The organism is Shewanella woodyi ATCC 51908 (assembly GCF_000019525.1).
Lineage (GTDB): Bacteria > Pseudomonadota > Gammaproteobacteria > Enterobacterales > Shewanellaceae > Shewanella > Shewanella woodyi.
In genome coordinates, this window is record NC_010506.1 from 3,103,439 (window position 1) to 3,117,138 (window position 13,700).

At 43.1% G+C, this 13,700-nt stretch carries 10 protein-coding genes; 5 read left to right on the forward strand and 5 right to left on the reverse strand.

All coding sequences use genetic code 11. From position 1 onward, the window contains the following. Positions 1-3 precede the first annotated feature (3 nt). Both pgl and zwf read right to left on the reverse strand, forming a co-directional pair. Positions 4-702: a 6-phosphogluconolactonase gene (gene pgl / locus SWOO_RS13020; protein WP_041418152.1), complete on the reverse strand. Its 699-nt coding sequence runs from the start codon at positions 700-702 to the stop codon at positions 4-6. A gap of 12 nt (positions 703-714) precedes the next feature. Continuing rightward, positions 715-2,187: a glucose-6-phosphate dehydrogenase gene (zwf, locus tag SWOO_RS13025; protein WP_012325157.1), complete on the reverse strand. Its 1,473-nt coding sequence runs from the start codon at positions 2,185-2,187 to the stop codon at positions 715-717. Between the two features lie 308 nt (positions 2,188-2,495). Between zwf and SWOO_RS13030 the strand changes: the two genes are divergently transcribed. Then, positions 2,496-3,350: a MurR/RpiR family transcriptional regulator gene (locus SWOO_RS13030; protein WP_012325158.1), complete on the forward strand. Its 855-nt coding sequence runs from the start codon at positions 2,496-2,498 to the stop codon at positions 3,348-3,350. 184 nt (positions 3,351-3,534) lie between these two features. After that, a complete protein-coding gene (pyk, locus tag SWOO_RS13035) occupies positions 3,535-4,974 on the forward strand; it encodes a pyruvate kinase (protein ID WP_012325159.1) in 1,440 nt (479 codons plus the stop codon). Between the two features lie 122 nt (positions 4,975-5,096). Here the strand turns inward: pyk and SWOO_RS13040 are convergent, their stop codons facing one another. Beyond that, entirely contained in the window at positions 5,097-7,373 is a 2,277-nt protein-coding gene (locus SWOO_RS13040) for an acyl-CoA dehydrogenase (protein WP_012325160.1), read from the reverse strand. Positions 7,374-7,396: 23 nt separating this feature from the next. Beyond that, positions 7,397-8,032 carry a TetR/AcrR family transcriptional regulator gene (locus tag SWOO_RS13045; protein WP_012325161.1) on the reverse strand — a complete coding sequence of 212 codons (636 nt, stop codon included), beginning with the start codon at positions 8,030-8,032 and terminating at the stop codon, positions 7,397-7,399. A 195-nt stretch (positions 8,033-8,227) separates the two neighbouring features. Between SWOO_RS13045 and SWOO_RS13050 the strand changes: the two genes are divergently transcribed. From SWOO_RS13050 to SWOO_RS25980, 3 genes are all read left to right on the forward strand, one after another. Continuing rightward, complete coding sequence (locus SWOO_RS13050) at positions 8,228-10,066, forward strand: M2 family metallopeptidase (RefSeq protein ID WP_012325162.1); 1,839 nt, start codon at positions 8,228-8,230, stop codon at positions 10,064-10,066. Positions 10,067-10,369: 303 nt separating this feature from the next. Beyond that, the gene (locus SWOO_RS13055; RefSeq protein ID WP_012325163.1) at positions 10,370-10,939 is read left to right on the forward strand and encodes a YybH family protein; all 570 of its coding nucleotides are present in this window, start codon (positions 10,370-10,372) and stop codon (positions 10,937-10,939) included. Next, the gene (locus SWOO_RS25980; RefSeq protein ID WP_012325164.1) at positions 10,929-11,411 is read left to right on the forward strand and encodes a YchJ family protein; all 483 of its coding nucleotides are present in this window, start codon (positions 10,929-10,931) and stop codon (positions 11,409-11,411) included. Before SWOO_RS13055 ends, SWOO_RS25980 begins: the two co-directional genes overlap by 11 nt. A 24-nt stretch (positions 11,412-11,435) precedes the next feature. Here SWOO_RS25980 and SWOO_RS13065 read toward each other — a convergent pair whose 3' ends face one another. Continuing rightward, positions 11,436-13,604: a sensor domain-containing phosphodiesterase gene (locus tag SWOO_RS13065; RefSeq protein ID WP_012325165.1), complete on the reverse strand. Its 2,169-nt coding sequence runs from the start codon at positions 13,602-13,604 to the stop codon at positions 11,436-11,438. Between the last annotated feature and the right edge of the window lie 96 nt (positions 13,605-13,700).

Genomic DNA, 13,700 nt, shown 5'->3' on the forward strand with positions numbered 1-13,700 from the left:
TCCTTAAGCGCTCCAATAAACGTCGACAGGTGTCTTATGTTGATCTAAGACAGCTCTGATCGGCATGCTATTAGCATCTTGGCTTTCGAGCGCTTGACGATAAACAGCTAACTTTTGTTCACCGACAATGTGTAAATAAATTTGGCGACTGGCTAAGATCGCTGTTTTTGACAGCGAAAGTCGTGGATTTGGTGCAGCACCTGGATTCACGGCGATACAAAGTTTATCCGTTGAGAGTGCTTGTTCAATCTCTTTTGAGCAGGGGAACCAAGAACAAGTATGGCCATCATTGCCCATACCTAACACCACGACATCGAAAGGACGTGGAAAGTGCGACAACTGCTCAATCGCCATGTCACAACCCTCTTCAGGCGTTGAGAACATGTTCTTTAAGCCACGGAACTTGGCATTGGCTGCTTTGTTTTGTAGAAGATGAGCTCTAACAAGTTTCTCATTAGAATCATCAGAGTCTCCATCCACCCAACGCTCATCCGCTAGGGTGATATACACATCGCTCCACTCAATCGGCTTATTACTGAGAAGTTGAAATAGTTTCAATGGCGTAGAGCCACCAGAGACAATTAAGCTTGCCTTTCCGCGGGAGTCAACAGCCTCTTGAAGTTGCTTTGCAATGCGCTCAGCAAGCTGATTTTCTAACGCTTCTTTGTTATCAAATGATTTGAATACACTTTCTTTAATCATCATCTCAATCCTTTACTCGTCCCAAGAACGGCCATCTTTGGCTATCAAAGCAACTGATGCTACCGGTCCCCAGCTACCCGCTGGATAAGGTTTAGGCTTCTCGTTACTCTCTTCCCAAGATTGAATAATTCCATCAACCCAGGTCCAAGCCTGCTCGACCTCATCACGACGAACAAATAGCGCCTGATTGCCTAACATTGCCTCAAGCAGCAAACGCTCATAAGCATCTGCAATACGCTCATTTTTAAAGGTATCGGTAAAGCTTAAATCCAGCTTGGTGGTTTGAAGACGCTGCTTCTGCTCAAGGCCTGGTACCTTGTTCATCATCTGGATCTCAACACCTTCATGGGGCTGGAGACGAATAGTCAACTTATTTGGTGGCAAGTTACGGTAGTTAGAACGGTAGAGATTATGGGGTGGATTTTTAAAATACACCACAATCTCAGAGCTCTTAGTTGGCATGCGTTTACCACTTCGAAGATAGAAAGGTACGCCCGCCCAACGCCAGTTGTCGATATCGACACGCAGAGCAACAAAAGTTTCTGCATTTGATTGGGTATTTGCGCCCTCCTCTTCCAAGTAACCTGGAACTGGCGAACCTTTTAAGAATCCTGAAGAGTACTGCCCTCGCACGGTATTCTCATAGATGTTATCGAGATTAATTGGGCGAAGTGACTTAAGCACTTTCACCTTTTCATCACGAATGCTGTCAGCATCAAGGTTAACTGGAGGATCCATCGCAACAAGTGTTAATACTTGCAAAAGGTGGTTCTGGATCATGTCTCTCATCTGACCCGCTTTATCGAAATAGCCCCAACGACCTTCGATACCAACCTCTTCAGCAACGGTGATCTGTACATGATCTATGGTTCTGTTATCCCACTTAGAGGCAAACAGAGAGTTGGCAAAACGCAGAGCGATAAGGTTTTGTACCGTTTCTTTACCTAAATAGTGGTCGATTCGGTAGACCTGATCCTCATTATAAAACGCAGCAACTTGATCGTTGATCACTTTCGATGAAGCGAGATCTGAGCCAATAGGCTTTTCAAGTACAACGCGGGAATCAGATTGAATAAGGTTTTGTTCGTGAAGACAGCGACAGATATCACCGAAGATGGCAGGCGGAGTGGCGAAATAACTGACCATCACGCGTTTGTGTGGTTCTAACAGTTCATGAAAAGCCTGATAACCTTCTGACTCTGTAAAGTTCGTGCCGATGTAGTGACAACGAGTTAGGAAGCGGGCTAGAGTCTCTTCACAGAGTTCCTCTTTTACAAAGCCTCTTAACGCTTTGACAACTAACTCATTAAACTCTTCATGGGTAAAAGCATCTTTAGCAACGCCGATCACTTTCGTATCTTCGTTAAGCAAACCAGCCTTATCCAATTGGTATAAAGAAGGCAGTAATTTGCGACGAGCCAAGTCACCTTTAGTTCCAAACAATACAAAATCACAAGCTTTGGCTTCTGGTGTTGTTATGCCCATAGCTTCTTAATCTCCTTTCATCGCTGTGTCCCATCGAATCGATGAGAATTCACATGTTTGTTGTAATATAACAACAGAATTTATGAATTGCATCAAAATTCTGCAAAAAGACGACACTTACTGAACTAGGCATTTCTATGAATTATCTGATATGCTTTTTGTGATTAAATTACTATATATAGTAGAAAGTTTTATCAGTTCATTAATTATAATTCGTCGTACAGGTCAAGTTTCTACCTTTTAGAAACTTTCGAAACCGACAAAAAAGAAAAAATATAATTACATTACTTTCGAGTGGATATACGCATATGAATACCCTAGAAAAGGTTCAAAAAAGCCTTACACATTTTAGTAAATCAGAGCGAAAAGTAGCAGAGGTTATATTAGCCTCCCCTCAAACCGCGATCCACTCTAGTATCGCAACACTGGCTAAAATGGCTGATGTGAGTGAGCCTACTGTAAATCGTTTCTGCCGCCGCTTAGACACTAAAGGTTTTCCTGACTTTAAACTTCACTTAGCCCAAAGCTTAGCGAACGGTACACCCTATGTTAGTCGGCATGTAGAGGAGGATGACAGTCCTGACTCATACACAACAAAAATCTTTGAATCATCAATGGCTTCCCTTGATACTGCAAGGCAAAGCATAGACACAGCAGCCATTAACAAGGCCGTTGATATCTTGACTCAAGCCAAAAAGATCTCCTTTTTTGGCCTAGGCGCATCGGCTTCTGTGGCCCATGACGCTCAAAATAAATTCTTCCGTTTTAACGTGCCTGTTATCTGTTTTGATGACGTTTTGATGCAACGTATGAGTTGTATCAATAGCGGAGAAGGTGATGTCATTGTACTCATTTCGCACACTGGACGCACTAAATCTATGATAGATATTGCCCGAATAGCCCGTGAAAACGGCGCGGCAGTCATAGGTATTACGGCCCGTTACTCCCCCTTGTCAACTGAGTGTACTCTGCCGGTGACAATGGAAGTACCTGAAGATACAGATATGTACCTCCCCATGGCCTCACGTTTAGCACAATTGGTGGTCGTTGATGTCCTAGCAACAGGTTTCACTCTACGCCGTGGACCACGTTTTAGAGAAAGTTTAAAACGTGTAAAAGAGGTTTTAAAAGAGTCTAGGATCGACAAAGATTCAGTACTGTAACTCAATTTCCTTCCCAAAGTGGCAGTACGACTTTCTTATTACTGCCACAATTCTTGCCTAATTTAGCTTAACTTCACATATTTTATATCTTGCGCTAGATCATTTTGTTTGTAATTTTCCTACAAAACCACAAATTCTCTGTTAATATAGTGTCAGATTTTTTTTAAACTTACCGGAGTATCCCATGTTCCGCAGAACCAAAATCGTAACAACTCTAGGCCCAGCAACTGACCGCGATGACAATTTACGTCGTATTATCAAAGCTGGCGCAAATGTCGTTCGTCTTAACTTCTCTCACGGTTCACCTGAAGATCACCTAAAACGTGCTACTGATGCACGCAATATAGCAAAAGAGCTAGGTGTTCATGTTGCTATTCTTGGCGATCTTCAAGGTCCAAAGATCCGCGTATCAACTTTCAAAGACAACAAAAAGGTGCAGCTAGACTTAGGTAATAGCTTCATCTTGGATGCTGATCTTGAAAAAGGTGAAGGCGACGAGCATCAAGTTGGTATCGACTACAAAGAACTTCCAAATGATGTCAACATCGGCGATATCCTGATGCTTGATGATGGTCGCGTTCAACTACGTGTTGAAAAAGTAGAAGGCAATAAGGTTCACACCACAGTCACAGTTGCGGGTCCTTTATCTAATAATAAAGGGATCAACAAGCAAGGCGGTGGTTTATCAGCAGCAGCGCTTACTGAAAAAGACAAGCGTGACATTGTCACCGCCGCTGAGATTCAAGTTGACTACCTTGCCGTCTCTTTCCCTCGCAGTGGTGCAGATCTTAATTATGCTCGCTCATTGGCACAGGCTGCAGGTAGTAATGCACTGATTGTCTCTAAAGTTGAACGCGCTGAAGCTGTGGCAACTGATGAAGCGATGGATGATGTTATCCTGGCTTCTGATGTGGTAATGGTTGCACGTGGTGACTTAGGTGTTGAGATTGGCGATCCAGCGTTAGTCGCTGTACAGAAGAAGTTAATCAGCCGCTCTCGTCAACTAAACAAGAGTGTGATCACTGCAACTCAAATGATGGAGTCGATGATCACTAGCCCTATGCCAACCCGCGCAGAAGTGATGGATGTGGCGAATGCGGTTCTTGATGGAACTGATGCGGTTATGCTTTCAGCTGAAACAGCTGCTGGTGACTTCCCTGAAGAGACAGTAAAAGCGATGTCGAACGTCTGTCTTGGTGCTGAAGCTCACCCAAGTGTGCAAGTATCAAAGCACAGACTCGATGAGAGCTTTGACTCAGTTGAAGAGACAATCGCCTTATCGACTATGTATGCAGCCAACCACCTTAAAGGTATCAAAGCTATTGTGGCACTCACTGAGTCTGGTGCTACAGCACAGTTAATGTCTCGTATTAGTTCAGCTCTGCCTATCTTTGCTCTATCACGCCATGAAGTGACATTGGCAAAGATGGCACTGTACCGTGGTGTTAAGCCAGTTCACTTTGATTCAACCACTGTAAGCGCAGATGATATCGCACGTAAAGCATTAGAAACTCTTGCAGAATCTGGTGATTTGAAAAGCGGCGATATGGTTCTGATGACTAAAGGTGATTCAATGGAGACTATCGGTGGCACCAATACTTGTAAAGTATTGATCGTCGCATAATCTTTATCTAGTGATGATAAAAGGTTCGCCGCGGCGAACCTTTTTTATGCCTAACAGTTTGCAGAGAAACAAAAAAGGACGCTACGGCGTCCTTTTTTCATTTAGCTTTTTCAATTTAGCAACTACAAGCTTTTAAAATCATCAACATTAATTGCCGCAAGACGCAGTTCATCGGCTTTAAGCAATGAGTTGAGCTCATCTTGAGTGATAATGGACTGCTCTGCTGCTAAGGCAAATAACTCAAGGCCAGCTAACTTCTTCGGCAATGTGCCATCACGCTGAGCCACTTTTATCTTTTTATAGATGTTACGGCACTCATATTGCGCCAAAAATGCCGCTTCAACTTCCGCAATACCACCTTTATCCTGTTCAAAATCAGGACAGAGGAAGGTTAAACGGTCACGAGCAGGCCCAGGTTGCATCATCCCCTTAACAAGCTCAGTGGTCATCTTGTCACTCGGTCCATTGAAATGGTTACCTAACGGGAAGATCAATGCTCTCATCATCCAGGCAACAGGACGATTAGGGAAGTTACGTAGCGCCCCTTGAAGTGCATTAGCTGCATTTTGCAAACGAGTCATCATCACATAACGTACCGCGGGCAGATCATCATGTTGACGACCATTATCTTCGAACATCTTTAATGTAGCCGATGCTAGATATAGCTCACTCAATACGTCACCCATACGCGCTGAAAGCATCTCTTTTCGCTTAAGATCGCCTCCCATGATCAACATCGAGAGATCGGTCATCAAAGCCAAAGCCGATGATAGTCGAGTCATATCGCGGTAGTACTGCTGAGTTTCACCACTAACAGGAGACTGGTTAAAGCGACTTCCAGTTAAAGCGCTAAAGAGTGAGCTAAACGCATTTCTTGCTCCATAACCAAGGTGACCAAGCAGCAAGGAGTCAAAACGTTCCAAAGCTGCACAAGTATCCTCCATCGCAGCCGTTTCCATCTCAGCGAGCACATAAGGGTGACAACGTGTTGCACCTTGACCAAAGATCATCAAGCTGCGAGTTAGAATGTTAGCTCCCTCGACAGTAATAGAGATGGGGTTCGCCATATAGGGCTGACCTAAATAGTTCTTAGGGCCGAGTTGGATCCCCTTACCCGACTGAATATCCATTGCATCATTAAGCACATCACGACTCATCTCAGTCATGTGGTATTTGGCAATAGCAGTCACTACAGAGGGTTTAACCTTAAGATCGATCCCCGTAGTTGTTAGGCGTCTTGCAGCCTCCAACTGATAGGTATTGGCGATGATCCGAGCAAGGGCCTCCTGAACACCTTCAAAATGACCGATAGATAGGCCAAATTGGTGACGGACATAACTGTATGCCGTTGTTGTCTTAGTCGCAGTGTGACCCGATGCGGTTGAAAGTGCAGGCAGTGAGATACCACGCCCCGCCGAGAGACACTCAACTAGCATACGCCAGCCACGTCCTGCATACTGAGGCCCACCAATGATCCAATCAAGAGGAATAAACACATCCTTACCTTGAGTTGTACCATTCATAAAGGCCATGTTTAATGGATTGTGTCTCTGTCCAATGACCACTCCTTCATGATCTGTTGGGATAAGCGCACAGGTAATTCCGAGCTCCTTCTTATCCCCTAACAGTCCATCTGGATCTTCCATCTGAAATGCCAGACCCAATACCGTTGAAACTGGGGCTAACGTGATATAACGCTTATCCCAGTTCAACCTTAATCCCAATACCTCTTCACCTTCAAATGTCTCTCTACAGACAACACCGGTATCGGGAATTGCGCCTGCATCACTGCCCGCTTCAGGACCTGTCAGAGCGAAACAAGGCACTGCTTCACCAGATGCCAGTTTTGGTAACCAATATTCACGTTGCTCTTTGGTACCATAATGTGTCAGTAATTCACCTGGTCCTAGAGAGTTGGGAACCATAACAGTCACAGCCGCACTAACACTTCGGCTAGCGAGCTTGGCAACTATCGTCGAGCTAGCGTATGCAGAGAAGGCCTTACCGCCATACTCTTTTGGTATTATAAGGGCAAAGAACCCCTCTTTTTTAAAGTAATCCCATAGCTCTGGTGGCAAATCTTTGCGGTTTTGTACAATATCAAAATCATCAATTAAAGTGAGAGCTGTCATCACTTGATTTTCAATAAAATCCTGCTCCTCAGCAGTTAGTTTAGGTTTACCGTAGCTATGCAGAGTATCCCAATTGGGTTTACCTCTAAACAACTCACCTTCCCACCACACATCACCCGCTTCCATCGCTTCTTTTTCAGTATCTGAAAGCGGAGGAAGTACCTTTTTAAAAAACGAAAAAATTGGACGCGTAATAAATTGCATCCTAATACTTTTGACACCAAACAGCACAATAACAACCAGTAGTGCAAGTATAAATAGAGTCATGGATTTACCTTTTAAAAAACACCTTAATTAACCGGTACTGAAACCCCGGCAGAGAGATAGGGAATAACTTTTCGAATAACGGCTTCTATGTCATTATGTTCGTTAAAATCTGCCGCTGCAATCTCTGTTAACGCATCGGCCGATGCCATAGTGAAAACCACAGTACCTAAGGTGAAGTGTAAGCGCCAAAACATCTCTGCAGGTGGGATATGAGGAGCACTATCTGCTACAGCTTTAACAAACTGAGTCAAATGTTCACCATAATGAGTGGTAATAAACCACCTCAGATGCCCTTGACTCTCGATATACCCGCGGCCAAGAAGCTGTAGAAATGTACTAGTACCTTCCGCTCTTAATTGATTTAAGTCCAGTAATGGTTCCACAAGGGATGAGAAAATATCATTTAACGATGCCCCCTCTTCTGAACTTTGTAATGTCACAATTCTTGCCGATGCTACAGGCATAAATACGTCAAGATAACGAGCCAAAACGGCTCTGATCAACTCTTTTTTAGAGCCAAAGTGATAATTGACTGAGGCAAGATTCACCTCAGCCTTACTGGTTATCAAACGCAATGAGGTCTCTGAAAAGCCTCGTTCTGCAAATAATTTTTCCGCTGCATCCAGTATTCTTGTTTTTGTATCGGATCGATTTGCCATTCCGTTGCCTTCCTAACTCTATTTAAAACACTCGTTTAAATTAAACATTGACACCCTTCTTGTCAAACTAAATTACTGTCAATTTATCTCCACACTAGTAAATATGGCTATAAACGGCTTTTACTATCTGCAGTTATTAAAAACTGTGCATTGAGTTAGAATACTCAACACAAAAATAACAAGGGATATGAATTCATGAAACTTTCCACTGCAAGACTTTCAAAGATCTCGCTGCTGGTCGGCTTAACATTAGCCGCCACAGCTTGTCAAAAAGTGCAGTCTGACGAAACAGTATCAGCACAAACCAGCGTTGCAGAAGCCGAGCAATTTATAACACAATCCGAACAAGCCTTGAGCGAACTCTCTATCGAAGTTAATCGTTCAGAGTGGATCTACAGCAACTTTATTACGGAAGATACCGCTGCCTTATCAGCTTCAGTTGGAGAGAAATACACCGCGACGACTGTGAAGCTTGCCACAGTTGCTGCAAACTACACTCAACTTCCTCTCAGTGCCGATAATTTACGTAAGCTCAACATTCTACGCAGCGCACTAGTCCTGCCAGCACCTTTAGATCCAAAGAAAAATGCTGAACTTGCCAGCATCAGTTCAGAACTCAATGGACTCTATGGTAAAGGAAAGTACTGTTTTGACGATGGTCGCTGCCTAACACAACCTGAACTGTCAGCCATTATGGGAGAATCCCAAGACCCTGCACTTTTATTAGAGGTGTGGAAAGGATGGCGTGATATAGCCAAACCTATGCGTCCTCTGTTTAAGAGAGAAGTTGAACTTGCCAATGAAGGAGCACGGGATCTAGGCTATGCCGATCTTTCAGAGCTATGGCGTAGCCAATACGATATGGAGCCTGATGAGTTCTCTAATGAACTGGACAGACTCTGGGGACAAGTGAAACCACTGTACGATTCACTTCACTGTTATGTCAGAGGTGAGCTAAATGAGAAGTACGGTGATGATGTAGTATCAAAACAGGGACCTATTCCTGCTCATCTACTGGGCAATATGTGGGCCCAAAGTTGGGGCAATATCTACAACCAAGTTGCACCAGAAGATGCAGATCCCGGTTATGATGTCACCGAGCTGCTTGCACAGCATGGTTATGATGAGATCAAGATGGTGAAACAAGCTGAAAGCTTTTTCAGCTCACTGGGTTTTGAGCCACTTCCAGATACCTTCTGGGAACGCTCTTTATTTGTCCAACCTAAAGACAGAGATGTTGTGTGTCATGCATCAGCCTGGGCTCTGGACGACAAAGATGATATCCGCATCAAGATGTGTATCCAGAAAACGGCAGAGGACTTCACTGTTATTCATCATGAGCTAGGGCATAACTATTATCAAAGAGCCTATAAGAACCAGCCATTTATTTTCAAAAACAGCGCAAATGATGGTTTCCATGAAGCCATAGGTGACACTGTTGCCCTCTCTATCACACCCAATTACTTAAAACAGATTGGTCTGTTGGATGAGGTGCCTGATGCCTCTAAAGACATTGGTCTGTTACTCAAACAAGCACTCGACAAGGTCGCCTTCATGCCATTTGGCTTAATGATAGATCAATGGCGATGGAAAGTGTTTAGTGGTGAAATAACTCCAGAGCAATACAACCAGGCTTGGTGGGAGTTAAGGGAGAAGTATCAAGGGGTGAAGTCACCAATCAGTCGTGATGAAAAAGATTTTGATCCTGGAGCTAAATACCATGTACCAGGAAATGTCCCCTATACACGCTACTTCTTAGCTCATATCTTACAGTTCCAGTTCCACAAAGCTTTGTGTGACATCGCTGGCGATAAGGGCCCTGTACACCGTTGTAGTATCTACGGCAATAAAGACGCGGGCACTAAGCTAAATACCATGCTTGAGATGGGACAAAGTCAACCTTGGCCAGAAGCCTTAGCCGTTGTGACAGGCAGTAAAGAGATGGACGCCAATGCAGTACTTGATTACTTTGCACCATTACAAACTTGGTTAAATGAGCAAAATAGCCAAGCCAATAGACAATGTGGTTGGTAAGTAAAAGTATCAATTTGTGTTTATGCGGGTAAATGTTCACAGATAAACCCAATCGTAAACAAAAGCTAAAATGCTAAGCTAATGGTTGCTTAGCATTTTTTTATCTTTTAAAAGTAAAGTTTACTCGATAAGTAAAACACTTAGTCACAATATAGCCATAAGCCCCCACTATAGATAAGGGCTGTAAGGCCGTTTAAATCAGCGAGTTTTTCAACATAGACACACTTTGTTAATAACTAAAACTTTAGTTCATATAGTCCATCTATTATAGTGACATCAGTAACCATTGATTTGAACGCATTAATGACTTTTATTAAATACACAGCAACTTGTACTATTTTCCTTCTCCTGCAACTGTCTTCAGCCTCGGCAAATTCAGATGATAATGCTGCCTTAAATCAATTTTACACTCAGTTTACTCAAGCTTTTGAAACGTTAGATGCTCAAAAAGTAAAAAACATCTATGCAGAAGACGCCTGTTACATTCCTGAAAATCAAAGTAAAGCTATCACCATGGGGCGAGATAACATTATTGAGCTCTACAATAAGTTTTTTGGCAAGATCAAACATAAAGAAGCACGGATCGAAGTGGACTTCAGAGTTCTAGATAGACAGGTAGAAGCTAATAATGCAACAGACATTGGTTATTACCTCATCCGTTTTCATCCACCATTAGATGCAGAAGAGCCCGTCAGTGAATTTGCAGGTAAATTTGTCACAGTCTCTAAAAAGAAAAAAGATGGGAAGTGGTATCTCACCGTTGATACCAATAATCGTTCAGAACCCTCTTTTTACTACGATGCAAAACCCACTCCAAACCTGTATTATGGGCACCAGTTCACCCCATTAACTACAGCAAAGAATGACGACTGAAACAGAAACTTTATGCCCATGCGGTCAAAATGACCGCGAACACCCTCACCTCTACACAGATTGTTGCGCCCCCTACCACCAAAATATCAAAACGGCAGGCACACCTGAAAAATTAATGAGAAGCCGTTATGCCGCCTTTGTACTCGGTGAATACGACTATTTAATTCAAACTCATCACCGCGATTACTTAGGTGATCTTACTGTAGAAGTATTAGCCGAACATACACCACAATGGCTCTCTCTGCAGGTGCTATCAACTCAAACTAAGGGGGATATGGGTGAAGTTTGCTTCCAAGCTTGGTACCGTGATGGCAACAACATTGATGCGATTCATGAATGTTCCCAGTTTGTACAGGAAGCAAACAGATGGTTTTATACTCAGGGGACACAAAAGCCAGCAATTTATCCAAAGAGAAACGATACTTGTCTATGTAATAGTGGCAGAAAATACAAGCAATGCTGCCTAAAATGAAACCAAAGTGGTTCTCATTGAGTTTTAACAGCTATTTAAAAAACTATCTTTCTCTAAGAATTGGCTAAATTCAGATTCTCTAAGCGCTGGACTATAGAGGAACCCTTGGGCTTGATGACAATGATGATCTGCTAAGAAAAGCTCCTGCTCCTTAGTCTCTACCCCCTCAGCTGTTAATGAAATATTTAGCGCAGATGCCATGGCAATAATAGCACTAACAATTTCCTGACTTTCATGGCTAACTGATAGGTCAGAGATAAAGGAGCGGTCAATCTTAAGTTTACTGATTGGAAACTGCTTAAGGTAACGCATCGAACTGTAACCCGTACCAAAATCATCAATGGCTAAACCTACGCCAAGCTCTGTGAGCTCTTTACATAGATTGGTCGCATATTTAATATCTTCCATCAACTCTGTTTCGGTGATCTCCAAAATTAAGCTGCCTGGCTTTAAACGATAACGTGTGATCAAGGCCCACACTTGGTCATATAAGTTGCCACTGAAAAACTGCCTAGCGGCAACATTGACGTGCATCGAAAGGTTAATATTATGATGCTGCCATAGATTCAACTGCTTGCAAGCAGCCTCAAGCACCCAAGCACCGATAGCATTGATATGCCCCGTTTGCTCGGCTATATCAATAAAAGCACCTGGATACAGCACTCCTTTTTTGGGATGGTGCCATCGAATAAGCGCTTCAGCCCCAATGTAGGCTCTTTTTTGCAGATCTTTTAGAGGTTGATAGTAGAGTTCAAACTCTCTTCCCCTCAGAGCTGTTTGTAAATCTCGCTCAATCTCCGCATTCGCTTTAAAGGTATTCAGCAACGAGTTATTAAATACCTGTATCGCGTCACCCTGCTTCTTTTTCGCATATTGAAGCGCAATATCAGCGCAAGCTAGCGGTAGAAACTTAGCCTCAATGCCAGCAATTTCTACAATGGCAAGTGCAGGTTTGGGTTCAATCTGCTCACGGCCAATCGAGACTGGCAAAGTGATCTGGCGATATAACCTTGAAGTGGCGTATTCAAGATCCTCCAAATTCATCTCAGGCAAAATAATAGCAAACTCATCACTGCCGACTCTGGCAAGTAACTCAGTGTGATTAACCTTACCGAAATGCCGTAGCCTTCTAGCTATCTCAATAAGCAGTAGATCGCCACTCTCATGACCATAAGTGTCATTAAAACGCTTAAAACCACGCAGATCGATGAGCAGCAGGTAACCTTTCCTAACTTTCTCAAGCTCTTTAGTAAAATAGGTTCGGTTATATAAATCAGTTAAACGACAGCGCCAAGCTAGCTTTTCAAGCTCAATTTTATGCTTGTGCTCTTCACTGCAATCCTCAGCATTAAGCAGTGCAAAACAGTTCCCTCTGTCGGTAATAAACTGTTTAACAGAGTATCGGATCCAACTTTGAGAGCCATCTTGCTTAACGATTTTGTTTTCGCCTTTAACCACACTACCAAGTTTTACTTGGGTAAGTGCAACTCTGGTCTCATCCGGGTGTTGGCTAACAAAACTCAGCTCCTGTAGCGAGCTTCCTATCACACTGGATTTGGGTTTTCCTGTAATGGTCTCGTGCGCTTGATTAACATATTCAACTACTTCTGTTTTCAGATTGATCAGCATAGTGACTTGATCTGAATGCTCAGCAGCATTCAATAGCAGCGTAAGCTTCTCCTCTTTATCGTAAGCATCACGCGTGGCGAGTGTCAGTGCTAATTGGTCTGCAACTTGAGAAGCTATCTGTATTTCGCTATCAGACCAATGGGAAAACGCCATTCTCTCGAGAAACAACACCCCTTCCAGATGACCATTGATCCGAATCGCAATATCTAACGTCGACCTAACACCATTAGATGTAAAATAATTAGATGAGAGCTCACAGAGTCTGGAGTCATTGCGGGTATCAAAAGCATCGATAAGGCGCTTTGTCCTTAACTCTGCAATATATTTTGGGCATAAGTCTGGGGCTGGACGTAGAAATTCAGCAGGTGAAATATGGCCGTAATTAGCCACAGGCAAGATGGTATTATTCTCACAAGAGATGATTGCCACACCCACATGAGTCACTAATAGCTGCTGACAGAGTAATTCAGCAGCCAGTTTAGCCGTGCTGTGAAAATCACCCATCTGTTTAGCTTCAGAGTTAACAATCAACTCTAATAAGTGCTGATACTTACGCTTCGTCACTTAGCTCCCTAAAAAGAGTAAGCTTTTATCCGCTTACTCAATGTTCCATTTAACTGATCGTATATGCCAATTTTTGAAACTAGATAGTATTAAAAT

What these genes read in the sequence shown, in the direction of transcription:
- SWOO_RS25980 (WP_012325164.1), top strand. Translation starts at nt 10,929, where the DNA reads ATGACGACTGAAACAGAAACTTTATGCCCATGCGGTCAAAATGACCGC.
- pyk (WP_012325159.1), top strand. Translation starts at nt 3,535, where the DNA reads ATGTTCCGCAGAACCAAAATCGTAACAACTCTAGGCCCAGCAACTGAC.
- SWOO_RS13030 (WP_012325158.1), top strand. Translation starts at nt 2,496, where the DNA reads ATGAATACCCTAGAAAAGGTTCAAAAAAGCCTTACACATTTTAGTAAA.
- SWOO_RS13040 (WP_012325160.1), bottom strand. Translation starts at nt 7,373, where the DNA reads ATGACTCTATTTATACTTGCACTACTGGTTGTTATTGTGCTGTTTGGT.
- SWOO_RS13055 (WP_012325163.1), top strand. Translation starts at nt 10,370, where the DNA reads ATGACTTTTATTAAATACACAGCAACTTGTACTATTTTCCTTCTCCTG.
- SWOO_RS13045 (WP_012325161.1), bottom strand. Translation starts at nt 8,032, where the DNA reads ATGGCAAATCGATCCGATACAAAAACAAGAATACTGGATGCAGCGGAA.
- zwf (WP_012325157.1), bottom strand. Translation starts at nt 2,187, where the DNA reads ATGGGCATAACAACACCAGAAGCCAAAGCTTGTGATTTTGTATTGTTT.
- SWOO_RS13050 (WP_012325162.1), top strand. Translation starts at nt 8,228, where the DNA reads ATGAAACTTTCCACTGCAAGACTTTCAAAGATCTCGCTGCTGGTCGGC.
- pgl (WP_041418152.1), bottom strand. Translation starts at nt 702, where the DNA reads ATGATTAAAGAAAGTGTATTCAAATCATTTGATAACAAAGAAGCGTTA.